This is a genomic window from Microlunatus elymi (assembly GCF_007362775.1).
In the GTDB taxonomy this organism is placed as follows: Bacteria; Actinomycetota; Actinomycetes; order Propionibacteriales; family Propionibacteriaceae; genus Microlunatus; species Microlunatus elymi.
Map to the genome: position 1 here is coordinate 879996 of NZ_CP041692.1, position 23453 is coordinate 903448.

A 23453-nucleotide genomic window follows, 5' to 3' on the forward strand; every position below is an offset into this window, starting at 1 on the left:
GCCAGCCCGCCACCAGACCCGAAGGCATACCGTGGCCGAGGTCGTAAGTATCGATGGCAAGCCCTACCTGAAACGCAGGCCGATCGCTGTACTCCTGCTGACAGTCGTCACACTCTTCGTCTACTGGGTCATCTGGTACTACAAGATCAACAACGACGCACGCCGCTACCTCCGCGACCCCACCATCAAACCCTGGCTCAGCGCACTCGCGATCGCACCCGGACTCATCCTGATCGTCCCGCCATTCATCTCCATCTACCGCACCGGCACCCGCATCCGCAGGATGGAATCCAGCGCCGCGATCGACAAACCGCTCCACCCACTACTCGGTGTCCTCTGCGCCCTGCTCACCAGCATCACCCTCATCTTCGCCGGCGGCACCGGCTACTACTACCAACAACACCTCAACACGCTCTTCACCAAGGCCGCCCGTTAGCCACGCCGAACCTGCGTCTTGCGGCTCCTGGCCACCAGCAGTGCACCGGCCGGGTGAGCGCGGCGCCGAGGACGGCGGTCGCCCAGAGACCTTCGGCGGCACCGGTGTTGGGCAGCGCGCCGGCGGTGCCCGGGCCGCCTTGGCCGCCGTTGCCCGCCGGGCCGTTGCCTCCCGGAGTCACGGTGCGGTGTTCTCCGTCGTCGCTCTTCACCGACGTCACGGTGTTGGTCACCGTCAACCGGGCGATGCCGCGAGGCCGGACCGTCGCCGACTCACCGCTGCCCTGGGCCGTGACCTCGACGGTCCTCGATGCGCCGGTGGCGGTCTCGGTGACCGTGCACGTCGTACCGCCGGGTATCCCGCCCCGGTAGCGGTGCTGACTACCTGCTTGGGCTCCGGCCGGGATCACCCAGCTGGCCGCCTTGCCCAAGGCCGGGCAGGACACCAGGAGTTCGATGTCGCCTTGCTCTCCGGCGGCCGGTCCGGTGATCGTCTTGTCCACCCAAACGATTCCGGGCGCCAAGTGGTAGACGTTCGACGGGCCGGCGCCGACTTGTCCACCGGCCGGCATGGTCACGGTCACCGGTGCCCGATCACCGCGAGGACGTATTTGTCCGTGAAGTACCAGATGGCTGCCTGCACGGCAGCAGCCCTCTGGTTCGTGGTCAGTCCGGCGGGGGCGTCGGTCTGCGGGTAGTACTCGTTGAGAATCCTCGCCACCAGTCCGACGTTGGGCACATTGGATTCATCCCAGGTGCCGAGTTCATAGCCGATGCCGATCTGTGTCGTGGTCCTGATGTCGATGCAGTACAGGCTCGTCTCGGCACCGCCGCCGGCCGGTGTGCCGCGCAGGATTCCGGCAAAGCTTTCGTTGAGCGGGCTGAATCCCGCGGTCGGATCAGAACTGGGATACGGTTCGACGGACGAGTCGAACGGATTGTCGAGGTCGGCGATGTAGCCCCGGACTGCCTGACCGGGACCAAGGCTGGTGAACGTGATCTGCGTGTTGTCGCCGCGGATCGACGGGGCCGGGCCGTTGCCCGGTATCGCCGCAGCAGTTCCGGTTGCGAGCAAACACAGCGTTATCGCCACGATCAACGCGCCCGCGGCCCGGAAGAAAGATCGCATGGTCGGGAGACAAAGACTCTGAGGCCCGCCTGACCAGACCTACGGGCCCGCACCACTCGAATTACGGCTGTCCTCAACTCCGAGCGAAGAATTCAAGAGTCTTCTGACCCAAATGCTGAATTCGCGATCAGCCTGCCCGGTATCCCGGGCGGCTGATCGCGATCAGGGGCCACGGCAATGGACCTCGGTCAGCCGTGCGGAACCGTTGCGGTGAAGCGATGTTCGCCGCTGCTCACCACCTCGCTGGTGCCGTCGGGCAGTTCGACCTGAGCGGTGCTGCCACCAGGAATCGTCACGTCCAGGCTGAATTGATCACCGTCGAGCCGCCAACTGCCGTGCACCTCGCCGTTCGGCGTGACCAGGCTGCTCTTGGCCCAGGTCAGCCCACCGCCGGGCTCGGGCGCGATCTTGATCTTGCGGTAGCCCGGCTCGAGCGCGTCGATGCCGGTGACGACCTTGTGCATCCAGTCCGCGACCGCGCCCAGGGCGTAGTGGTTGAAGCTGGTCATCTCGCCGGGGTTGATGGTGCCGTCGGGCAGCATCGAGTCCCAGCGTTCCCAGATCGTGGTGGCGCCCATCGTCACCGGGTAGAGCCAGGACGGGCACTCACGCTCCAAGAGCAGCTTGTAGGCGGCGTCGGTGTGCCCGGTCTCGCTCAGCGCCCAGGTGACGAACGGCGTACCGGCGAAACCGGTGGAGACCCGATAGCCCGCCTCCTCGACGACCTCGGCCAGCCGGTCGCCGGCCCGCTGCCGCAGGTCTGCGTCCAGCAGACCGAAATGGATCGCCAGCGCGTACACGGTCGCGCAGTCGCTCTGCACGATTCCTTGATCATCAACGTAGTGATCGAGAAATGCCTGCCGAAGATCAGCGGCCAGCTTCCGGAAGTGCTGTTGATCTTCGTCGTGGTCAAGCAACTCCGCGGTCCGAGCGGTCAGGTCCGCGGAACGGTAGGCACAGGCGGTGGCCACCACACCCTTGTCCGCCTTCGCGTCGGCCGGCTTGTCCGGCGGCGCGTCCGGATCCAGCCAGTCCGCGAACTGGAAGCCGGTGTCCCACAGGCCGGTCGGGGACAGGTTGCGTTCGATCGCTCGTACGTGTGCGGTCATCGAGTCGTACTGCGCCCGCAGCACGTCCTCGTCACCGTAGGCCTGGTAGAGGGTCCAGGGCACCCAGACCGCGGCGTCGCCCCAGATCGCGGTGACCGGTTCGTCCCGCGGCCCGTTCTTGCTCCGCCCGAGGGCGATCACGTCCGGGGCCACGAACGGCACTCGGCCGTCGGCGGAGAGTTGCTCGGCGCGAAGATCACGAAGCCAGTCAGCGAGGAAGTCCTTGACGTCGAACAGGTACGTGGCGGTGGGTGCGAACGCGGCGATGTCACCGGTCCAGCCGAGCCGTTCGTCGCGTTGCGGGCAGTCGGTCGGGACGTCCAGGAAGTTGCCCCGCTGCCCCCAGACCACGTTGCGGTGCAACTGATTGACCAGCTCGTCGGAGCAGGAGAAGTCGCCGATCCGGCGCAGATCGGAGCTGACCACCACGGCTTCCAGCCCCGCCGCGGCAGCGGACTCCAGGGTGAGTCCGCCCGGCCAACCGTCCACCTCGGCGTAGCGAAATCCGTGGAATGTCTTCGTGGGTTCGAAAAAGTCCTCGCCACCGGAGAGGATGAACCGGTCGGTGGCCTTGGCGGAACGCAGCGGCCGGGAGCCGAGCTCGCCGTGCTCCAGCACCTCGGCGTGCCGGATGGTGATCTCCTGCCCGGCCGGTCCGGTGAGCGAGAATCGCAACCAGCCAACGAGATTCTGACCGAAGTCGATCAAGGTCCTGCCGGAAGGAGAGGTGATCACCTCGACCGGTTCGACCGCTTCGTGTCGGATCACCGGCGGCCCGATCGGCGCGGTCAGCAGACCATGATCAAATTCGAGTCGGTGGACGCCGACCCAATCGCTGACGTCCAAGCCCGGTGAGGACCAGCCCGGGATGGCACGGCGAGCGTCGATGGTCTGGCCGTCGTAGATCTGATTCTCGGTGCTGGTCGAGGGGCCGGCCCGCCAACTCTCGTCGGTGACGACGGTCTGCTGGTGGCCGTCGGCATAACGCAGGTCGAGCCGGGCGATCAGGCCGAGTTGATCACCGTACAGGCCGCGGCCGCCCTGGAAGCCCAGCCGGCCGCGGTACCAGCCGTTGCCCAGCGAGGCGCCGAGTGCTGCGGCCTCGCCCGGGGCTGGTAGCAACCGGGTGACATCCCAACTGCGGTAGCGAATCCGCCACTGGTAGCTGCTCCAGCCCGGCGTCAACACGTCCGGGCCGACGGGTTGGCCGTTGATCTCCAGTTCGACCAGCCCCAGTGCGGTGGCGGTCAACTCGGCCGAGACCAGTGGGCCGTGGTCGGAATCAAGATCAAATTCGGTGCGCAGCAGTGGCGCTCCCGAGAAGTCGTCGTCAGCGGCGATCATGGTCGCCCCGGTCAGCGGCACCTCTTCCGCCATTGGAAGTCCGTCCTGTCGTCGTCGGGTGTTGAAACGTTCTAAGCAGCAAGCGAACCAGTCGCCATCGGCACTGTCAAGGTGCGCACCGGTCGATTTACACCCCGATTCAGCTCGCCTTCCTCGACCGGCCCGCGCGAACCCGCGACAACGCGACTTGTGGTGGTGCTGGTGGTCTCCGAACCGCCCGAAGTCGCGCCAACACGACTTTGGGCGGTGGATCGCTTGGGTTCGAATGCCGGAAGTCGTGTTGTCGCGGGTTAGGGCTGTTTCGGGGAGGCGTTGGACCGCCGGAAGTCGTGTTGTCGCGACTTCCGGCGGCCCGAAGCTAGCGGTGGTAGGGGGCGGAGCCGACGTGCCGGCTACTTCTCGTACGCGGCTGGGCGGATCTGCGCGGCGCGTACCCGCTCGACGTCCAACTTCTCGGACCGGTCGAAACGGTAGATGCCGTTCTCCTCCTGGAAGACGTCGGTCAGCTGGGTGTAGCAGTAGCCGAACATGTTCTCGTCGTCCAGCAGGGCGCCGACCAGGCCGGCGAAACGATCTTGGAATTCGGCCTCGTCGGCGACCCGATCGCCGTACCCCCAGGACTCTTCCCGATCGGTGCCGGCGACGGAGGCGGCCAACTCCGGGTTCCACCAGATGCCGCCGAACTCGGAGACGAAGTAGGGCTGACCGCCGTACGGGATGGAGATCGCGTGTCCGTCGTGCTCGTTCAGGTAGGGGTCGTCGGTCGCGAGCCCGGCCTGGTTGGCGGAGAACTTGGCCGGATCCTGTTCGTAGTCGTGGCTGTCGTAGACGTCGGTCTCCGGCACCCGGTGGGAATATCCGCTGGTGTCGAGCACCGGCCGGGTCGGATCGGCGACCTTGGTGGCCAGGAACATGCCGCGCATCACGTCGTCCAGCTGGGTGATCTTGTCGGTGATCACCTGCCAGGTCTCGTTCATCGGGCACCAGCCGATCAGCGACGGATGGTTGAAGTCGCGCTCGACCACCTCGAGCCACTGCGTGATCATGGACGCGGTCGGACGCTGATGATCTTCGTACGGCCCGTAGCCGCCGACGCCCCAGTCGCCGAACTCGCCCCAGACCAGATAGCCCAACTTGTCTGCGTGGTAGTAGAAGCGTTCCTCGAACACCTTCTGGTGCAGCCGTGCGCCGTTGAAGCCGGCGGCCAGCGAGAGCTCGATGTCGCGCTTCAGGGCCGCATCACTGGGCGCGGTCATCAAGGACTCCGGCCAGTAGCCCTGATCCAGCACCAGCCGCTGGAAGATCGGCTCGCCGTTGATCTTGATCTGCTTGCCGTCCAGGGACACCGAGCGCAGTCCGGCGTAGCTGGTGATCTCGTCGACCACCTGTTGATCGGCATCCAGCAACTGCACCGTCAGGTCGTACAGATGCGGATCGCGGGGCGACCACGGGCGAACCCGATCGGCCGGAATGATCAAGGTCGCCGCCGGAGCAAGATCAAGATCGGCGCGTACGTGCTGGGTCGCGACCTCGCCGGCGGCGTCGGACAAGATCACCCGTACGGTGTGCCCGGGCCGGTTGGCCGACAGGGCGGTCTCCACCACGAACGACGACGAGGCGAGCTGCGGGGTGACCCGAAGCCGCTTCACGTACGTCTGCGGTACGGCTTCCAGCCAGACGGTCTGCCAGATGCCGGTGGTACGGGTGTAGTGGCAGTCGGCGTTGTCGAATCGCAGCGACTGCTTGCCGCGGGCCTGGATCGCCTCCCGCGGATCCCGGGCCCGGACCACGATCGTCGCCTCGGAAGCCGGAGCCTGTCGAAGCGCGTCGGTGATCTCGAAGGTGAACGAGCTGAAGCCGCCCCGATGCCGGCCGACCTCGACGCCGTTCACCCAGACGGTCGCGTCATGATCAACCGCGCCGAAGTGCAGCAGCACCCGGCGGCCGTCCCAGTCCGCCGGCACGCTGACGGTGCGGCGATACCAGACGGCCTCGAGGTAGTCGGTGTTGCCGATGCCGGAGAGCTCGGTCTCCGGCGCGAAGGGGACGAGGATCTCGCCAATCAGGTCGCGATCGAGCAGGCCGCGGTGGATGCCGCTGTCGCCGCCGTCGATCTCGAACTGCCAGGTTCCGTTCAAATTCAGCCACTGCGAGCGCTGCAATTGCGGGCGTGGGTGTTCAGCCTTGGGCACGGTCATGAAGCGCGACCCTAACAGCAGCCGTCGCGGCATTTCAACGCTGTAACCCCGGATCCGAGACCGTCTTCGGATGAGGTTGTGCGGCATCGCAGCCGCGCGCGAGGTGTGGGTCCGCGGATCCCTCGTCTACCGTGTCGGGAATGCAGCGGATCAGCTGGCCCGGAGCGGGCTTCGAGGACCTCGTCGAGCGGGCCGCCGCGATGGTCCGAGCGTCGGGCAGCCGACGCCGGATCCTCGGCATTGCGGGTGCGCCGGCCTCCGGCAAGTCGACCCTGGCTGCGGAGTTGGCGGCCCGCTTGCGACGCGACTTCGGCCCGCAGGTCGCGACGGTCGGGATGGACGCGTTCCATCTGGCCCACCGCATCCTGGAGCAGCGCGGTCAGGTCGAGATCAAGGGCGCGCCCGAGACGTTCGACGGGCTCGGCTACCTCCGGCTGCTGGAGCGGCTCAAGCGGTCCGACGAGACGATCTACGCGCCGGTGTTCGAGCGCACGATCGAGGACTCGATAGCCAACGCGATCGAGATCACGGCGGAGGCGAAGTTGATCATCACCGAAGGCAACTATCTCTTGCTGGACAGCGATCCCTGGCGCTCGGTCCACTCGACGCTGGACGAGGCCTGGTACGTCGACCTCGACGATTCCGTACGCCAACAGCGACTGCTGCAACGGCATCTCGATCACGGACACGAACCCGGCGAGGCCAAGGAGCGGACCTCCGGCAGTGATCAACGCAACGCGGAGTTGATCATGAATTCCATGCTGCCGCCGGATGCCTGGATCGAGCACCGGGCGACGCCGCTCGACTGATCAACTCGGGTCGACCGGAGCCGATCGACGCTGCGGCGTGGTCAGGGGCGCGCGGGCGCATCCAGGATCGCAGCCAGCAGCCCCGGGAAGCGTTCCTCCAAATCCTCGGTACGCAGCTGAATGATTCGGGTCCGACCGACCACCTCGGTCGAGGTGACGCCGGAGTCGCGCAGCACCTTCCAGTGGTGGGAGATGGTCGGCGCGCTCACCTCAACCCCCGACGCCTCGGCAACGCCGCTGCAGTTGACGGGCTCGGTCTGTCGTCGGAGCGTCCGGGCGATCTCCAGTCGCACCGGATCGGCCAGCGCGGCCAGCACGGTGCTCAGATCGATCGAGTCGGTGGTCGGTTGGGGAAGTGTGCGCGCCATCTTTTCTCCGAAACACATTGACAGTCATCGAACAATACTCGTACCGTCGTCGATGTGACGATTCGACAACTATCGAACAATCGCGGGACCGGGAGGGTCGGCACGGCCAAGTTGGCGCTGCTGGCGATCGGTACGTTCACCCTCGGGATGGACAGCATGGTGCTGTCCGGCCTGCTGCCCCAAGTGGCCGCCGATCTTCGGGTCTCGGTGCCGACCGCCGGCCAGTTGACCACGATCTTCGCGATCACCTATGCGATCGCGTCGCCGCTGATCGCCACGCTCACCGGCCGGCTCGAGCGCCGGACGGTGCTCGTCGGCGGCATGATCATCTTTCTGCTCGGAATCTCGGCGCAGGCACTCGGTACGACTTTCCCGATGGTCGCCGCCGGACGGGTGTTGGCCGCGATCGGTGCGGCCGGGTTTCAGGCGAACGCGTACGCCGTGGCCGGGCTGCTGGCCGAGGACGGCAAGCGAGGCCGGGCGCTGGCGACGATCAGCACCGGCAGCACGGTGTCGACGGTGCTCGGCACACCGTTCGGTGTGCTGGTCGGTCAGTCGCTGGGCTGGCGTACCTCGATCTGGCTGATCGCCGCACTGGCGGCGATTTCTGCGCTGGTCGTCCCGTTGTTGCCGGCGGTGCGGATGCCCGCGGTCGCGCTGCAGCAACGGATTCGGGTGCTCGGGCAGCCCGGGTGCTGGTGATCTTGATCGGTACCGCGCTGATCCTGCTGCCCACCTTCGCGGTGACGTCGTACCTGCCGGTGGTGGCGGCGCCGGTGGTCACCGGTTCACTGCTGGCGATCGCGATGGTGATCAACGGTGGCGGTCAGGTGATCGGGAATCAGGTCGCCGGCCGATTGATCGACACCCGTGGCGCGTTGCCGGTGGTGTCCATCGCGCTCGCCGGATCGGTACTGTCTTTCCTGATCTTGCCCGCCGCCCGGCACAACCCGTGGTTGTTGTTGATCATCCTGCTGGTGCTGGGCGGTCTCGCCGGCGCCGACGTCGTCCCGCAGCAACACCGACTCTTCGCCGTCGCCGGCGACTCCGCCACCACCGCGCTCGGCCTGAACGGGTCGGCGATCTACCTCGGCATTGCCGCCGGCTCGGCCATCGGCGGCCTCTCGATCCGGACCGTCGGCGTCGGCTGGCTTCCGGTGGTGGCCGCCGTCCTCGCCGCGGCGGCGTTGTTGTTCATCCGGCGAACCGCCCCGGAGCGGCAAACGCGGCCGGGTCGGCGCTCCGGCGCGCCCACGGCCCGATGAGGCAACCGTCGTCCCAGCTGTGAAAAACGACCGAGTGCTCGCGAACCATCGCACGCGGTCCTCGGACGTGCTTATACTCATCCCGCCGGACCGCGGGGGTGGTCCGTGAAGATTGTTTGGGGGAGCAATCTTATGAGCAAGAGCTTGCGGCTTCGCCGCGTCATCGCCGGTTCTGCGGCGTTCTTCACCGCACTCGCTGGAGCAATCTTCTTCGCCGGCTTGACTGCTCCGTCCGCGCACGCGGCGGTGAGTCCGGTCGTGCCGCGGCCGGCGAATGCCGTGACCGCCGACGTGTTGCCGACCGTGCAGATCGACAACAACGGCATCGTTTGGACCCAGGCGATCCACGGCAACACCGTCTACGCCGGTGGCAGCTTCAGCTACGCTCGGCCGGCCGGCGCAGCCGCAGGCACCAACCAGACGTCGCGGCCCAACCTGCTGGCCTACGACATCACCACCGGCCAGCTGAACACCGGCTTCAATCCTGCGCCGAACGCCGTGGTCAAGGCCCTGACCGTCTCACCGGACGGGTCTCGGCTCTACGTCGGCGGCAGCTTCACCACCATCGGCGGTCAGACCCGCTATCGGATCGCCGCATTCAACACCGCGACCGGTGCGCTGATCAGCAGCTTTGCGCCGTCGCTGAACTCAACCGTGACGGCGATTGCTGCCACCAACGACACTGTCTACGTCGGTGGTTGGTTCAGCACGGCCAACGGCAACGGCCGCACTCGGCTGGCGGCATTCCAAGCCAGCAACGGAGCCCTGCTGACCTGGGCGCCGACCGCCAACGCCGACATCACCAGCATGGTGATGACGCCGGACGGTTCGAAGGTCGTCATCGGCGGGGCGTTCCAGAACATCAGCGGAGTCCCCAACATCGGTGTCGCCGCAGTGAGCGCCTCCACCGGAGTACCGGTCTCCTGGCCGGTCAACTCGGTGGTGCAGAACGGCGCGGCCCAGGCCGGCACGTACAGCCTCAGTGCCGACAACGACACCATCTACGGCACCAGCTACAACTTCGGCGACGGCAACTTCGAGGGCGAGTTCGCCATGAACACCGACGGCAGCATCAAGTGGCTGGCCGACTGCCACGGCGACACGTATTCCGCCTTCAGCGTCAACAACATCGTGTACGGGGCCGGTCACCAGCACTTCTGCAGCAACATCGGCGGCTATCCGGAGTTCAACCCGCGGATCGAGAAGCACATCGTCGCGTTCACCAAGGACGCCACCGGTACCGTGTTGCCCAACGGAGAGGGCGGCGCCGGTTACGGCAACTTCGCCGGCCAGCCGTCGCCGTCGATCATCGACTACTTCCCGGACTTCACCACCGCCAACGTCTCGGGCGCCCACCAGGCCGTGTGGAGCCTGACCGGAAACTCTCAGTACCTGGCGGCGGGTGGCGAGTTCCCGACCGCGGGCGGCAAGGCACAGCAGGGACTTGTCCGGTTCGCCATCTCCTCGATCGCCCCGAACAAAGTGGGCGTGAAGGATCTCGGCGGCACCACCAATCCCACCGTCTCGGCGATCCCCGGTTACGGAGTCCGGATCAACTGGAAGCTCAACTGGGACCCCGACGACATGGCCCTGACCTACAAGGTCATTCGGCAGGACAAGGGTACGGGCGCGCCGCTGCAGACCGTCACCTACAACTCGACCTGGTGGACGCGGCCGACCGTCTCGTTCGTCGACAAGACGGCCCAGCCCGGACAGTCGTACAACTATCGGATCATCGTCTCCGACCCGTCCGGCAACGGCACCCAGAGCGATTGGGTCGGCGCGACCATGGCCGCCGGCTCGATCTCCGACTACAGCAAGGACGTCCTCAACGACGGCGCCAGTAACTATTGGCCGCTCGACGATGCCGGACAGAGCACGCTGAGCGACCTCGCCGGCGGCAGCTCGATGACCGCGCAGGCCGGGATCACCTCAGTCACTCCGGGCGCCATCAACGGAACCGACAACGCGGCCGCCTTCAACGGATCCGCCAACGCCGGCACCCAAACCGCGGTCAGCGGGCCGCAAACCTTCAGCGCGGAGACCTGGATCAAGACAACCACGACTCAGGGCGGGAAGATTCTCGGCTTCGGCGGCTCCCCGGTCGGCAGCACGAGTTCGTCCTACGACCGGCACATCTACATGGACAACGCCGGCCACATCACCTTTGGCGTCTACCCGGGTGCGGTCCGGACCGTGACCACGTCGGGCACCTACAACGACGGGCAGTGGCACCACATCGTGGCCTCGCTGTCGTCGGCGGGCATGGAGCTTTGGGTCGACGGGGTGCGCCGCGGCGTCGATGCCAGCACGACGTCTGCCCAGGACTACACCGGGTATTGGCGGCTCGGCGGCGACAACCTCGGCGGCTGGCCGAACACGGGTTCGTCCACCAACTTCAGTGGCCAGATCGACGACACCGCGATCTATCCGACCGCGCTGACGGCGACGCAGATTCGTGATCACTACACCGAGGCCGGCGGTACGCTGAACATCCCGGCCCAGCCGTCCGACGCCTACGGCAAGGCCGTCTACAACGACAATCCGACGCTCTACTGGCGGCTCGACGACGCATCGGGACCGACGATCGCCGATGCCGGTACGAACCTGCAGCCCGGCGTCGCGTCCGGCGGGATCAGCTATCGCTCGTCGAGCCCGGTGACGGCCAACGGGACAGGTGTGACCTTCGACGGTTCGAGCGGAACGATCGCCTCGGCGAACCAGTTCACCAACCCGACCACGTACTCATTGGAGCTGTGGTTCAACACCACGACCACGCACGGCGGCAAGCTGATCGGCTTCGGGGACAAGCAGTCCGGGACGTCGAGCAATTACGACCGACACGTCTACATGGAGAACTCCGGGCAGCTCACCTTCGGCACGTACACCGGAACCACGAACACGGCAACCTCGGCCGACAGCTACAACGACGGAAAGTGGCATTATCTCGTTGCCACGCAGGGATCTGACGGCATGAAGCTCTATGTCGATGATCAACTGGTCGGTACGAACAGCCAGACCCAGGCGCAAAGCTACGCCGGCTACTGGCGCGTCGGCGGTGACACGGTCTGGTCCGGTGACAGCAACTTCTTCGCCGGCAGCATCGACGAGGTGGCCGTCTATCCGACCGTGCTCAGCCAGGCCGACGTCGACGATCACTACGCCGCCTCGCCGGCCGCGGTGATCAACAAGGCGCCGACCGCCGCGTTCACGTCGTCGTGCACCGAACGCGACTGCACCTTCGACGGGTCAGGCAGCGCTGACCCCGACGGAAGCATCGCCGGCTACGCCTGGGACTTCGGCGACGGCAGCACCAGCACCGACGCCAAGCCGAGTCACAGCTACTCCGCCGACGGCACGTACACCGTCGCGCTGACCGTCACCGATAATCAAGGCAAGACCGACGTGGTCAAGCACGACGTGACCGTCAAGGCCAACCAGAAGCCGGTCGCCGCCTTCACCCCCACCACGGACGGGCTGAAGGTCAGCGTCGATGCGTCGGCCAGCTCCGATCCGGACGGCACGATCAGTTCCTATGCGTGGGATTTCGGTGACGGCGCTACCGACACCGGCAAGACGGCAACGCACACCTATGCGGCGGCCGGTGACTACACGGTGAAGCTGACCGTGACCGACAACGACGGCGCGACCGACTCGACCACCAAGACGGTGACCGTCGCGGTGCCGGTCAACCAGAAGCCGACCGCGGCATTCACCACCACGACGGACGATCTCAAGGTCAGTGTGGACGGCTCCGGCAGTTCGGATCCGGACGGCACGATCAGCTCTTATGCGTGGGACTTCGGTGACGGTGCTACCGACACGGGTAAGACCGCCTCGCACACCTACGCGGCTGCTGGTGACTACACGGTGAAGTTGACCGTCACCGACAACGACGGTGCCACCGACTCGGCCACCAAGACGGTGACGGTCACCGCGCCTCCAACCGGGCCAGACGTCATCGCCAAGGATGACTTCAACCGCGACACCACCCGGTGGGGGACGGCCGACGACGGCGGCGCCTGGACCTACCCGGCCGGCGGGGGAGCGTTCAGCACCAACGGCGAGACCGGGGACGTGAAGCTGACTGCCGGGACGGCGGCAATAGCAACGCTGAACGACGTCAGCGCCGCCGACTTCAACTTCAGCATCGACATGAGCGCCGACAAGGTGGTCGCCGGTGGCGGCGCCAACGTCGGAGTGATCGGACGCAAGATCGGCAACACGTACTACTCGATCAAGGTCCGTTACCTCGCCAACGGCGTCGTACATCTGGTCGCGGCTCGTACCGTCAGCAACTCCGAGACGATCATTCAGGAAATCAACGTCCCGGGCGTGACCTATGCGGCCGGCGACGTGCTGCACCTGGACGCGTCGATGACCGGGGCATCGCCCACCACACTGGCTGCCACGGTGTGGAAGGACGGGACGACCAAACCCGCGAACCCGCAGCTGAGTGTGACCGACAGTACGGCGGCGCTGCAGTCGCCAGGAGCGGTGGGCGTCGCCTGCTATCTGTCCAGTGCCGCCAGCAACGGCCCGGTGACGGTCAGCCTCGACGACATGGTCGTCACGTCGACCGACGGCACCCAGTAGGAGTCGGTGATGATGCGAGCCTCGATCACCACGCAAACTGCCTCCCGGATCCGGAGTGCCCGGACTCGGGGGCTCCGGACGCGGGCCTGGGCCGTGGTCTGTGTGCCGGTGGTTCTGCTGGCTTTCCTGGCCGGTTGTGCCGACAACAGCCAGGCAACGCCGCCGACTCACACGCCGGGTGCGGGGCAGTCGAGCCCGGCTGCGTCACCGTCCGAATCCGCGTCGTCCTCGGCGAAGCCGTCCAGCCCGACGAGTGCGTCGCCGCGGAAGACGTCGCCGAGCGCCAAATCGCCGAGCGCAAAATCACCGAGTCCCAAGTCACCAAGTGCCAAATCATCGAAGACAGGGGCGACCTCGGCAGCCTCCGGCAGCGCCTCGGAGCCGGCCCAGAAGCCGAGCAAAGGCAGCATCAAGACAACCGTGAAGTCCAAGACGGTACGTACTGCTTCGGCGGTCCCGGTCGGCAACGGCACCGCAAAGGTCAACAACCAGATCACCGTCCGGATCACCTCGATCGGGCATCGTTTCGTCACGGCGAAGCTGCCCGGGCAACGATCAGGTGACTCGGTGGTCCTCGGGCTCCGGATCGACAACCAGGCTGCGCAGCCGCTCGACCTGAATGCCGCCGTGGTGACCCTGACGGACTCCGCCGGGGATCCGGCCACCGCCATCACCACCGACCCCGCCACCACGTTCCCGAACGAGCTCGCGCCGGGTGAGTCTGCGACCGCGACGTACGTGTTCATCGTGCCGAAGAATCGTCGCGACCCCGTCGACATCGACGTCACCGTCAACGCCGACCAGCAGGTCGTGGTCTTTCACGGAGACGTCGGCTGACGGCCGGCGGTACAGCCGCGGCGCGTCTCGCCATCTGGACAGCACCTTGACGCATTGCGTCAATCTTTGACATCTCAGGTTTTCCCTAGCGCTTGCCCCTTGGTCATCCGTTTGCAGTACGTCCGGCCGACGGACGCGATGACCTAGTCAGCAAGGAATCCCGGACACGGTCAGGCTGTCGGCGCGGTGGCGGCCGGTGCTCTGTTTTCCACCCTGCCGATAGGCGGCCTACGAATTCGAGGTGCCGCCGATGATCACGGTTAGGTAAATGTTGATCTTGCCAACGTGGCCTCCGCCGGGTTTCAATCCCGCCGCAAGGTACGGCTCGTGGACCGTCCACCAGCCTTCTACCAGGAGCCCACTCATGACGATCTCCCCCGGATCGCGTGCGGTTCTGAGCTTCGCAGGCGTGGCGGCAATTGTCGCGAGCACCCTCGTCCACACATCGTGGGCGGCGGCAGACGAGTCAGCGAGTTCAGGCCAGCGATGTCAGTCGATGACCTCTCCGGTGTACGAATCGACCAATCCCACGTCCGACGCGACGCTGCTCACGACCTCGTCGAATGAGTCAGAGCAGGCGAAGGCGAAGTACGGATTCACCAACAGTCTGGGAACTCCGTTCAGTGCCAGTACGTCTGCGGCCGACGGACTGGTCGCCGTACATCGCCTTTACAACAACGCGTCGCACGACTTCCTGTGGACGAAGTCGACCACCGAGGTCACGTCGGCCACCACCAAGTACGGCTACGTCGACCAGGGTGTGGACTTCTACGCGTCGGTCTCCGGCGGGTCCTGTCTGACCGCGGTCGACCGCTACGTCAAGAACGGTGTCCGCCAGTATGCGAGCACCCCTGCCCAGCGGCAGGCACTGGCCAACAACGGCTGGACCTACGAGAGCATCGCCTTCTACGCGGCGACCAACACCTCGACCGCGGGCGACAGCACCACAGAACCGGCAGCGCCACCGGTCGACTCCACCGGCCAGCCGAGCTCCGGACCGTACGAGTGGCCCGCCTACCTGAACAAGTCCACCCAGGCGTGGAACGCGTACACGAATGAGACGAACACGACGAACAAGGGACTGATCTACCAGATCGCGTCCACGCCGACCTCCATCTGGCTGGGCGGCCGATCCGACGATCAGGCCCGGGTGGACAAGATCATGGACGAAGCCGCGGCCGCGCATCAGACGCCGCAGTTCGTTCTGTACGCAATCCCGAATCGGGACTGCGGCAGCTACTCCGCCGGTGGACTGAGCACCGTCAGCCAGTACGAGAACTGGATCGACGAGGTCCGCAAGGGGATCGCCGGGCGCAAGGCCGTGATCATTGTCGAGCCGGACGCCATCGGCATGGGCTGCCTGTCCAGCAGCCAGCAGGCCGACCGCTACACCATGCTCAAGTACGCGATGACGACGCTGAGCTCGGCGAACACCTGGACCTATCTGCATGCCGGCAGCTCGGGCCTCGGCGCGAGCGACGTCGCTGCCGTACTGAAGAAGGCGGGCATTGCCGATGCTCGAGGCTTCGCGGTCAACGTGTCCAGCTTCGACTCGACCGCCAACGAAATCGCCTACGGCAACTCGATCATCAAGGCGCTCGGCCTCAAGACGCACTTCGTCATCGACACCTCGCGCAACGGGCTCGGACGTTACAGCGGGGACAACGGCGGTGCGCCGGGCTGGTGCAACCCGCCCGGCCGCGCACTCGGTGAGCGACCGACCACCGATACGGCCGACCCGAACGTCGACGCGTACCTGTGGATCAAGGCGCCGGGCGACTCCGACGGATCGTGCCATTCCGGCGATCCGGCGTCCGGTCAGTGGTTCTCCTCCTACGCTCTCGGGTTGTCCCAGCGAGCGCTCGACAACAAGATCATCAGCCGCCGAAGCCTGCCGTGAACGCGTCGCCGGTCCGCCGATCGTGGCGGACCGGCGTGTCGCGAGCCTTGCCAGTGCCCCCGCAGACGGGCTTTAATCCCACAAGGAGTCCCCCTTCGGGGCAAGGAACTACCTTGCTCCGCCTCCAAGGAGCACACGCCATGACGATCTCCCCCGGATCGGCTCGCGCGCCCATCGCATTCGCTGCGGTTGCTCCACTGATGGCTGCGATAGCCATCAGCACGACCGCAGCGTCGGCCGAACAGACCGCGCCAGCAAATCAGCGCTGTCGGTCCATGTCCGCATCGGTCTACGAATCGACGAATCCGCAGACCGGCGCGACATTGCTGACAACCTGGAAGAACGAATCGACCAAAGCCAAGGCTCAGTACGGCTTCACGAAGAGCCGCGGCACTCCGTTCAAGGTCAGCCGCAACCCCCCTGCCGACGGCCTGATCGCCGTCCACCGGCTGTACAACAGTCGCTCCCACGACTTCATCTGGACCAAGTCCAGCAAGGAAGTCCAGAACGCCACCGCCGAGTTCGGTTACCGCGATCAAGGCACGGACTTCTACGCCTCGATGTCCGGAGGAGCCTGTCTCACGGCCGTCCACCGTTATGTCAAGGACGGCGTCCGCCGCTACGCCACGACTGCCTCGGAGCAGAAGGACCTGAAGTCGGCGGGCTGGCGCTACGAGAATGTCGCCTTCTACGCGGCCTCTGCGAAGCCTTCGGCACCGAAGACCACAGCCGGGGCGACATCGCCGAAGGCGAGCAACGCGAAGCCCGCCACCGCGAAGGTGGCCACGTCGACGACTAACAAGACTGCTGCATCGCAGGCCGCGGTGAAGACGGCCGGCTCACGCCCGAGTTCGGGACCGTACGAGTGGCCGGCCTACCTGAACAAGTCGACTCAGGCGTGGAACGCGTACAGCAAACAGACGAACAGGACCAACAAGGCGCTGTTGTACCAGATCGCGTCGACCGAGACGTCGATCTGGCTGGGCGGACGCACCGATGATCAGGTCCGGGTGGACAAGATCATGGACCGGGCCGCGGCAGCACACCGAACACCACAACTCGTGCTCTATGCGATCCCCAATCGCGACTGCGGCGGGTACGCCGCCGGCGGACTCAACACGGTCAGCCGGTACAAGGGCTGGATAGATTCGGTGCGTAGAGGGTTGGCCGGGCGCAAGGCCGTGATCATCGTTGAACCGGACGCTATCGGGATGGGTTGCCTGTCCAGTAGCCAAAGGGCCGATCGGTATTCGATGCTGAAGTACGCGATGACCACGCTGACCTCCGCGAACACCTGGACCTATCTGCACGCCGGCAGCTCCGGTCTCGGCGCAAGCGACGTCGCGGCCGTGCTGAAGAAGTCGGGCATCGCCGACGCCCGCGGGTTTGCCGTCAACGTATCGAGCTTCGACACCACATCGAGCGAGATCAAGTACGGCAACTCGATCATCAAGGCACTGGGCATGAAGAAGCACTTCGTGATCGACACCTCCAGGGGCGGACTCGGCCGCGCGAGCTCGAACGGTGGCGCGCCGGGCTGGTGCAATCCGCCGGGTCGCGCACTCGGCACTCGGCCCACGATCCACACCGCCAACTCGAATGTGGACGCCTACTTATGGGTGAAGCCGCCGGGTGAGTCCGACGGCTCCTGCCACAGTGGCGACCCGGCATCCGGCCAGTGGTTCGGCTCCTACGCGCTCGGACTGGCCCAGCGGGCCCTCGATCACAAGATCATCAGCCGCAGGGCGCTGCCCTGAGCCGCCTCCGATCAACGCGCGGACAGTGGCGTCCGCCTCGCGGCTACCCGGTGTCGTCTCGATATCGGAGCAGACGGGCCGGAACGCCTCCGTAGATGCCGTACGGGGCATAGTCCCCTGCCGTGACGACGGCACCGGCTGCGATCACGCAACCGTCGCCTATGTTCGCGCCGTCCAGCACCGTTGCCTTGGCGCCGATCCAGCAGTCTTTCCCCACACGGATCCCGGCGTGTCGTACGCCCTGAAGCCGAATCGGAATGTCTCGCCGATCGGCTACGTGGTTCTCCGAGTGAAAGGTGACGTAGTTTCCGACCAAGCAGTCATCGCCGATCTCGATTCCGCCGGCGCAGCCGTACAGGCAGTCGGTGCCCAGACCGACGTTGTCGCCAACCGTGATCCCGCGCCCGAGCTGTTGGAGGTTGCCGGTGCACTCGATCCGGGTGTTGCGGCCGACCGAGACGTTCCGTCCGAACGTCACGCCGTCGGTCGACATGGCATCGACCAGCGATCCGTGCCCAAAGGTGGTGCCTGGGCCGAACCGGACCTGGCCGCGGGTCCAGACCCGTGCGCCCTGTCCGACGAAAGCCGTAGCACCTCGCCTGCCGAAAATCGCGATCGCGCGAGTCCGCATCGCCGCACGCTCGGCGGCAATTCGTGTCAGCCCGGTGATAGGGATTCGAGCATCGATCATGTACGACGAACCCTTGACCTTGGTTGCCAAGGAGTTGAGCACAGCAGTCGATCGACTCATGACTTATGACCTCCAGATACCGACTCCAGTCGCGCGAGCATGATCTCGTTCTGCCATTGAGGGTGGCCCGTGGCCAGACGATGGCGAATGCGATCCGCCCAGTACGCCGCTGCAACTGGATCGACTCTGTCCATCGGTCGCCTGCGATTGATGACACCCGTTGCGGCTTCAAAGTAGGCCCGGTCGGCGCCGGGTGGCGCAACCGTCGCATCCTCCCAGTCGAACAGCCAGAGCTTGCCACGATGATCGACTCTCAGGTTCCATGGGCTCAGGTCTCCATGTGCGGGCACCCAATCGGGATGCACCCGCTCGATCAGGCCGGGGTGTGATCGCAGGACTGCCAACAGCTGGCTCTCGAAGCCCTCGGACAAGCGCATCGAAGGACGGTGCGGAGCGGCAAACACCATTTCCTGGGCGGACCAGCTTCTCCCGTCGGCCAGACTGCCGATGTCAACGGGGCGGGGCGCACTGAACGCGAGTGGCGACTGTCGCTGAACTGCGGCAAGGAGTTCCTGCTCCAACGCGAGGGACTCACCCGTCCTTCTGATCTTGATCAGCAAGGAGCCGGCCGATCCGACCGCGACGTAGGTCTCCCCGCTTCGACCATCCCGGCGTTTGAAGGCGGCAACCGAATGAAGGCCGTCCCGGCCAAATCCCAGTGCTTTCGAGATCTCGGCCGTCTCGGGGATGTCGATGCGTGCAGTCCGTCCGGGGAGCGTTCGAGGTCCGAGAGTTTGAATCCAAGCCCAGGCAGCCCATTGTGCGCCGAGGATCCGACGACTCGATGCGGTATAGAGCGTGAGACCTCTCTTCGCGCATTCACGATTGTTTCTCGGGATCAGCACAACCTCCCGACCGGGAGGAAACCACACTGCGGGCGCGGAACTCATACCCAGTCCCAGGTGAGACCGGTCAGCTCGCGCAGCCGCTTCGCGTCGTCGCGCAGCAGCGCTTCGACCTGCAGACGGGTGTCGTCGTCGAGCGGGCTGCCGGGGGCCGCGTTCTGTGGTTCACCATGGCCGAAGCGTCCCGGCTCGATGCCGAGGAATTCGGCGGCCTGGTTCAAGGAGGACCCGGGATCGGCGTAGTAGTCCTCACTCTTGATCAACAAGAAAGATGATCTTGGAAAATGTTCGAACCAGCGCTCGAGCGCGGCGCCGTAGCGGCTCTGTTCCAGATACGACTGTTGCTCGTGGGGATAGCTGTAGAAGTGTGGATCCTGCCGCAGCCGCTCCGCGTCGTTGCCGACCCGGGACGACTCCTGCTCGACCGCGTCCAGGAAAGGCAGTGACTCCTGGCCCTCGCGGACGCGTTCCTTCCAGTGGCTGTGCGTCCGCAACACCGGATCCCGCAGCACGGCGAGCAACTTGACCGAAGCAAGATCACGAGCAACGCGCTCGGCGGCTGCCGGATGCGTCAGATAGTACGGAGATCCCTCGCCGGTGACGACCGGTCCGCCCGCTTGCCGCGTCTGGTGTTGCCGCGCCCGGGCCGAGGGCAGATGGGACGCGTACCACCGTCGGCTGCGGTAGTAGTTGCTGTCGAAGTAGTGGATCCCCTTCGTCGCCGCGGCCTTCGGCAGCCGATCCGGCCGAGGGAAGAGCAGTGCGACCTGCGGATGCGTGATCAGGTCGAAGTAGAACGAGGTCGAACCGCCCCGCTTGGCGCCGATCAACAGGAAGTCCGGGTCGGGACGCCAAGTCGCGGTCGCCATACCGAAGCCGCGGATCGCGGTTCGGCCGGCGTTGATCACTCCACGCCGGCCGATCGTCTTCACCGACTTGATCATGATCGCTCACCTACCAGCTGCTGGGGCGGCATGCTTGCCGCTGACTGACCAGGATCCTTGGTCTGCAAGGTGATTCGGCGGCCGTCGCGCGAGTATTCGTGATAGGCGAAGCCGAGCGCACCGAGTGTCATGCCGAATCCACGCAGCGCTGTTCGGGCCCCTCGGGCCTTGCCTGCTTCGGATCGGGCAATCTGGGACGCGCCGATGCGCAGCCCGCCGCCGATCAGTCGGGCGCCACCGCGTACGGACAGTCGCGCGCGCGTCGCGAGCCGTGCAGGAGTCGTCCCGGAGAGTTTGAGCGCCACCAGTGACGTGCTGTTGCCGGTGCTGATCGCTCGCTGGCTGACCCAGCGCCGGGTCGCCCGATGCGCCGGAACGATGTCCACCACGAATGCCTCGTTGCACCACACCATCGGGACACCGGCGCGATGCAAAACCCTGGTGAAGAGGGTGTCCTCACCGCCCGTCGTGCCCAACGCAAGATCAAATCGAAGCCGCAGCCGGCGGACCGGCTCGAGCTCCAAGAGCAGGTTGTTGGTCACCGCGACGTCCAGCGGCGTGCCGGTCGGCATCCGACGCCGAGCAAAGAAGCCGCCTTGTTCGATCCACGGATCCAACGGAGCTTCGAACTCGGATCGCACCGGACCCTGGACGACCTGAGCACCATAGCGACTGCGAGCCTCCAGCAGCAGCGCCAGCCATCGGTCGGTCGGCCGTTCGTCATCGTCGATGAAGACGAGAACGTCGAAGGCAGCAGCCGCGTCCAGGGCGCGATTGCGTGCCGCCGAGATGCCCGGCGTCGGCTCGGGCTTGTAGTCGATGCTGACGTCGTCGTGCTCGACGGCTGCGGCGGCGACGATGGATTCGGCGCTGCGATCGGGATCGTTGTCCACGATCATGATGCTGGCTGTCCTGGTCGTGGAGCGGACGGAGCGTATCTGATCCACCAACTGCGGCAGCAGGGACTGAAGATCGACCGGACGGCGATAGGTCAACACGGCGATGACGACTCGCTCGACCTGGTCCGGTCCCGGATCGTCCGATGTCATGATCAACTCCCCTGCGCTCGGGCCGGCCCGGTCGTGCCGCCCACCGGTCGATGACGAAGCGTTCTCTTGCCCGTCTTGCCGTCGACTGCGTCGGTGATGATCTTGGTGATCTCGTCCCCGTAGCGTTGCGCCGAGTAACGGACGCGCGCGTACGCGGCATCGGCAACGGCTCGCGTGCGGTAGGAATCCCAGTCGTCAGCGATGGTTCTCACGGCATCGGCGATCGCCTCGGCGTGGCCGGCCGGGACCCTGACCGCCGACCCGATCCCGGCGCTGGCCTCGATCAGGCCACTGGTGTTGCTGACGATCGACGGCCGAGCGGCCAGCGCTGCTTCGACGGCTGTATTGCCGAAGGGTTCATCCAGCGTGGACGGGATCACGCAGATGTCGCCGTCCGCGCTGTAGGGCCAAACGTCGGATTGAAATCCGTGAAAGATCACTCGATCTTGCAGATCGGCCCGCCGGACAGCGGTGCGCAGTTCTTCTTCGAACCACTCGTAGCCGGGGAACACCGCCCCGACCAGGTCGAGCCGGACGTCCAACCCCTGCTCAGCAAGAAGCCGCACCGCCTCCACTGCGACGTGCGGACCCTTCCGCGCCGAGAGCCGGCCGACGAACACCAGCCGGATAGGCGGGTCGAGCGTTTTCCTCGGCGGCGTTGGGTTTTCGGGCCCTGGAACTGCGTTGTAGACGATGGTCGAGCGACGATCCAGCGGCGGCAGTGCGTCGGTCATCACCTGGTGGCTGAAGCGGCTGTTGACGATCAGTCGATCGGTGAAGATCAGCGGCAGCGCGAGGGCCCGACGCAAGAGGGACGACACGCTGGCCTCTCCCTCGTGGACGTGACCAATGGTCGGCACGCCCAGCAGCCGAGCGACCGGAAACCAGATCGGGGCGGTGACCGTGTTGACCACGACGGCGCGCGGGCGTAACCGACGAATCAGCGAGATCGCCGCCGGGATGCCGTACGCGGTGTCTCGGAGAAGCCGCGCCATCCCCGCCGGCCGCAGCGAAGACTTCCGGATGATCGGCGTGGCCGTGATCATCGTCGTGGCGCCTCGGCGCTCGACCTCCGCAGCCAACGGACCGTAGTTGGGCATGGTCACCACAACGGACAGGCCCCGTCCGACCAACGCAGACACCGTCTCCAGCATGACCCGGTCCGAGCCGTAGAGATCCGATCCGGGGTTCGCGATCAGGATCGGCCCCGACCGCGGGTGACGTCGTCGCAATGCCGGCATCGGTCAGACTCTCGTTCCCCAGTGTTCATCGACCAGGGCGCGGGTCGAAGCGATGTTGCTCCGCGACGACGCGCCGAACACAATCGACTCGACTCCGGGCTGGGAGCACACCCAATCGATCGCTTCCGCAGCCGGAATTGCGCCGGAGGCGAACACGGACATGGCGACAACCCGAGCTTGGCGCTCGCGCAGCGCTCGGGCGTACGCATCGGGACCGCCCGACATCCGGAAGCCGATCTTGTTGATGTTGGAGCAGACGAGCGGGTTCTCCACCCCGACCCCGGCCAGCCGGTCGAGCAGCAGCGGCAGGTTCATCGTGATGAAGCCGGGCTCCGCGTTGTAGCGGCTGCGGACATGATCGGCAAAAATGCGAAAGGCCTCGTCGAATCCGAGCCCGAGCAGCAGATCGGTAACCACGTTCTGCAGCCAGATCGCCGGCGTCGGCAAGCCCTGGAACATCTTCATCTCGGCGTCGACGAGCAGGGTGACGATACCCTCGATGTCCTTGCGAGCCAGCGATGAGGTCCCGCGGAGCGCCGCGTCGAAGAACCCGCTGTCGGGCATGAATTGCTTCAGCGCGCCGATCATGCCGTAGTCGGTGACAGCGTTGGCATACTTGTGCGCGTACGGCATGCAGGGAAAGAAGGTCATCCGGTCGTATCGATCCGGATCCGCCCTGACCACCGAGCAGATCTCGCCGACGCGGTCGTGGGTCGTGCACATGAAGGTCGTGATGCCCTCGTCGTACGCCGCGTCCAGGACCTGCATGATCGCGCGGGTGTCCTGAAATCGCATCTGCTGCGCGCGTGCCTTCTCCTCGGACATGTGGTTGACGCCGAAGAACTGGTTGTCGCCGAACAGGAGCCGATCCATGAT

General features: G+C 65.8%; 20 protein-coding genes. 8 read left to right on the forward strand and 12 right to left on the reverse strand.

Going from position 1 to position 23453, the window contains the following annotated elements:
• Positions 1 to 31: 31 nt before the first annotated feature.
• On the forward strand, positions 32 to 436 hold the full coding sequence (locus FOE78_RS03845; RefSeq protein WP_143985143.1) for a DUF4234 domain-containing protein: 405 nt from the start codon (positions 32 to 34) through the stop codon (positions 434 to 436).
• Here FOE78_RS03845 and FOE78_RS03850 read toward each other — a convergent pair.
• The 4 genes from FOE78_RS03850 to FOE78_RS03865 all read right to left on the reverse strand — a co-directional run bounded on the left by FOE78_RS03850 (position 417) and on the right by FOE78_RS03865 (position 6215).
• On the reverse strand, positions 417 to 1019 hold the full coding sequence (locus tag FOE78_RS03850) for a DUF5979 domain-containing protein (RefSeq protein ID WP_143985144.1): 603 nt from the start codon (positions 1017 to 1019) through the stop codon (positions 417 to 419). The genes FOE78_RS03845 and FOE78_RS03850 overlap by 20 nt on opposite strands.
• On the reverse strand, positions 1016 to 1564 hold the full coding sequence (locus FOE78_RS03855; RefSeq protein ID WP_143985145.1) for a thioester domain-containing protein: 549 nt from the start codon (positions 1562 to 1564) through the stop codon (positions 1016 to 1018). Before FOE78_RS03855 ends, FOE78_RS03850 begins: the two co-directional genes overlap by 4 nt.
• Positions 1565 to 1752: 188 nt before the next feature.
• The gene (locus FOE78_RS03860; RefSeq protein ID WP_228266032.1) at positions 1753 to 4050 is read right to left on the reverse strand and encodes an alpha-L-rhamnosidase; all 2298 of its coding nucleotides are present in this window, start codon (positions 4048 to 4050) and stop codon (positions 1753 to 1755) included.
• 359 nt (positions 4051 to 4409) lie between these two features.
• Entirely contained in the window at positions 4410 to 6215 is a 1806-nt protein-coding gene (locus tag FOE78_RS03865; protein ID WP_143985146.1) for a glycoside hydrolase family 2 protein, read from the reverse strand.
• 140 nt (positions 6216 to 6355) lie between these two features.
• Here FOE78_RS03865 and FOE78_RS03870 point away from each other — a divergent pair, with 140 nt between their 5' ends.
• Positions 6356 to 7024 (forward strand): nucleoside/nucleotide kinase family protein, encoded by a 669-nt coding sequence (locus tag FOE78_RS03870; RefSeq protein WP_143985147.1) that lies wholly within the window; start codon positions 6356 to 6358, stop codon positions 7022 to 7024.
• 41 nt (positions 7025 to 7065) lie between these two features.
• Here FOE78_RS03870 and FOE78_RS03875 read toward each other — a convergent pair whose 3' ends face one another.
• Complete coding sequence (locus FOE78_RS03875; RefSeq protein ID WP_143985148.1) at positions 7066 to 7392, reverse strand: ArsR/SmtB family transcription factor; 327 nt, start codon at positions 7390 to 7392, stop codon at positions 7066 to 7068.
• Positions 7393 to 7446: 54 nt separating this feature from the next.
• Between FOE78_RS03875 and FOE78_RS23755 the strand changes: the two genes are divergently transcribed.
• The 3 genes from FOE78_RS23755 to FOE78_RS24525 all read left to right on the forward strand — a co-directional run bounded on the left by FOE78_RS23755 (position 7447) and on the right by FOE78_RS24525 (position 13253).
• A complete protein-coding gene (locus FOE78_RS23755) occupies positions 7447 to 8094 on the forward strand; it encodes an MFS transporter (protein WP_210414792.1) in 648 nt (215 codons plus the stop codon).
• The gene (locus FOE78_RS23760) at positions 8085 to 8657 is read left to right on the forward strand and encodes an MFS transporter (RefSeq protein WP_210414793.1); all 573 of its coding nucleotides are present in this window, start codon (positions 8085 to 8087) and stop codon (positions 8655 to 8657) included. The genes FOE78_RS23755 and FOE78_RS23760 overlap by 10 nt, the downstream gene beginning before the upstream one ends.
• 132 nt (positions 8658 to 8789) lie before the next feature.
• Positions 8790 to 13253 carry a PKD domain-containing protein gene (locus FOE78_RS24525; protein ID WP_143985149.1) on the forward strand — a complete coding sequence of 1488 codons (4464 nt, stop codon included), beginning with the start codon at positions 8790 to 8792 and terminating at the stop codon, positions 13251 to 13253.
• A gap of 167 nt (positions 13254 to 13420) precedes the next feature.
• Here FOE78_RS24525 and FOE78_RS03890 read toward each other — a convergent pair whose 3' ends face one another.
• Positions 13421 to 13684: a hypothetical protein gene (locus FOE78_RS03890; RefSeq protein ID WP_143985150.1), complete on the reverse strand. Its 264-nt coding sequence runs from the start codon at positions 13682 to 13684 to the stop codon at positions 13421 to 13423.
• On the opposite strand from FOE78_RS03890, the gene FOE78_RS03895 reads away from it, so the two are divergent.
• The 3 genes from FOE78_RS03895 (at position 13674) to FOE78_RS03905 (ending at position 17747) form a co-directional block, all read left to right on the forward strand.
• On the forward strand, positions 13674 to 14090 hold the full coding sequence (locus FOE78_RS03895; RefSeq protein WP_143985151.1) for a DUF4352 domain-containing protein: 417 nt from the start codon (positions 13674 to 13676) through the stop codon (positions 14088 to 14090). The genes FOE78_RS03890 and FOE78_RS03895 overlap by 11 nt on opposite strands.
• A gap of 496 nt (positions 14091 to 14586) precedes the next feature.
• The gene (locus FOE78_RS03900) at positions 14587 to 15990 is read left to right on the forward strand and encodes a glycoside hydrolase family 6 protein (RefSeq protein ID WP_168207362.1); all 1404 of its coding nucleotides are present in this window, start codon (positions 14587 to 14589) and stop codon (positions 15988 to 15990) included.
• A 275-nt stretch (positions 15991 to 16265) separates the two neighbouring features.
• Positions 16266 to 17747: a glycoside hydrolase family 6 protein gene (locus tag FOE78_RS03905; RefSeq protein WP_168207363.1), complete on the forward strand. Its 1482-nt coding sequence runs from the start codon at positions 16266 to 16268 to the stop codon at positions 17745 to 17747.
• A 43-nt stretch (positions 17748 to 17790) separates the two neighbouring features.
• Here FOE78_RS03905 and FOE78_RS24530 read toward each other — a convergent pair whose 3' ends face one another.
• From FOE78_RS24530 to FOE78_RS03935, 6 genes are read right to left on the reverse strand one after another with little or no spacing between them, the layout of a single operon-like run.
• On the reverse strand, positions 17791 to 18498 hold the full coding sequence (locus FOE78_RS24530) for an acyltransferase (RefSeq protein ID WP_143985154.1): 708 nt from the start codon (positions 18496 to 18498) through the stop codon (positions 17791 to 17793).
• Positions 18495 to 19388: a phosphotransferase gene (locus tag FOE78_RS03915; protein WP_143985155.1), complete on the reverse strand. Its 894-nt coding sequence runs from the start codon at positions 19386 to 19388 to the stop codon at positions 18495 to 18497. Before FOE78_RS03915 ends, FOE78_RS24530 begins: the two co-directional genes overlap by 4 nt.
• A complete protein-coding gene (locus tag FOE78_RS03920) occupies positions 19385 to 20287 on the reverse strand; it encodes a sulfotransferase domain-containing protein (RefSeq protein ID WP_143985156.1) in 903 nt (300 codons plus the stop codon). The genes FOE78_RS03915 and FOE78_RS03920 overlap by 4 nt, the downstream gene beginning before the upstream one ends.
• On the reverse strand, positions 20284 to 21336 hold the full coding sequence (locus tag FOE78_RS03925; protein WP_143985157.1) for a glycosyltransferase family 2 protein: 1053 nt from the start codon (positions 21334 to 21336) through the stop codon (positions 20284 to 20286). The genes FOE78_RS03920 and FOE78_RS03925 overlap by 4 nt, the downstream gene beginning before the upstream one ends.
• Before the next feature lie 2 nt (positions 21337 to 21338).
• On the reverse strand, positions 21339 to 22577 hold the full coding sequence (locus FOE78_RS03930) for a glycosyltransferase (protein WP_143985158.1): 1239 nt from the start codon (positions 22575 to 22577) through the stop codon (positions 21339 to 21341).
• A 3-nt stretch (positions 22578 to 22580) separates the two neighbouring features.
• Positions 22581 to 23450, reverse strand: coding sequence for an aldo-keto reductase family protein (locus FOE78_RS03935; RefSeq protein WP_210414794.1), 870 nt, complete (start codon positions 23448 to 23450; stop codon positions 22581 to 22583).
• Positions 23451 to 23453: the final 3 nt, after the last annotated feature.

Coding starts and splice junctions, on each gene's coding strand:
- FOE78_RS03855 (WP_143985145.1), bottom strand. CDS start 1,564: ATGCGATCTTTCTTCCGGGCCGCGGGCGCGTTGATCGTGGCGATAACG.
- FOE78_RS03860 (WP_228266032.1), bottom strand. CDS start 4,050: ATGGCGGAAGAGGTGCCGCTGACCGGGGCGACCATGATCGCCGCTGAC.
- FOE78_RS03865 (WP_143985146.1), bottom strand. CDS start 6,215: ATGACCGTGCCCAAGGCTGAACACCCACGCCCGCAATTGCAGCGCTCG.
- FOE78_RS03870 (WP_143985147.1), top strand. CDS start 6,356: ATGCAGCGGATCAGCTGGCCCGGAGCGGGCTTCGAGGACCTCGTCGAG.
- FOE78_RS03875 (WP_143985148.1), bottom strand. CDS start 7,392: ATGGCGCGCACACTTCCCCAACCGACCACCGACTCGATCGATCTGAGC.
- FOE78_RS24525 (WP_143985149.1), top strand. CDS start 8,790: ATGAGCAAGAGCTTGCGGCTTCGCCGCGTCATCGCCGGTTCTGCGGCG.
- FOE78_RS03900 (WP_168207362.1), top strand. CDS start 14,587: ATGACCTCTCCGGTGTACGAATCGACCAATCCCACGTCCGACGCGACG.
- FOE78_RS03905 (WP_168207363.1), top strand. CDS start 16,266: ATGTCCGCATCGGTCTACGAATCGACGAATCCGCAGACCGGCGCGACA.
- FOE78_RS24530 (WP_143985154.1), bottom strand. CDS start 18,498: ATGAGTCGATCGACTGCTGTGCTCAACTCCTTGGCAACCAAGGTCAAG.
- FOE78_RS03915 (WP_143985155.1), bottom strand. CDS start 19,388: ATGAGTTCCGCGCCCGCAGTGTGGTTTCCTCCCGGTCGGGAGGTTGTG.
- FOE78_RS03920 (WP_143985156.1), bottom strand. CDS start 20,287: ATGATCAAGTCGGTGAAGACGATCGGCCGGCGTGGAGTGATCAACGCC.
- FOE78_RS03925 (WP_143985157.1), bottom strand. CDS start 21,336: ATGACATCGGACGATCCGGGACCGGACCAGGTCGAGCGAGTCGTCATC.
- FOE78_RS03930 (WP_143985158.1), bottom strand. CDS start 22,577: ATGCCGGCATTGCGACGACGTCACCCGCGGTCGGGGCCGATCCTGATC.
- FOE78_RS03935 (WP_210414794.1), bottom strand. CDS start 23,450: ATGGATCGGCTCCTGTTCGGCGACAACCAGTTCTTCGGCGTCAACCAC.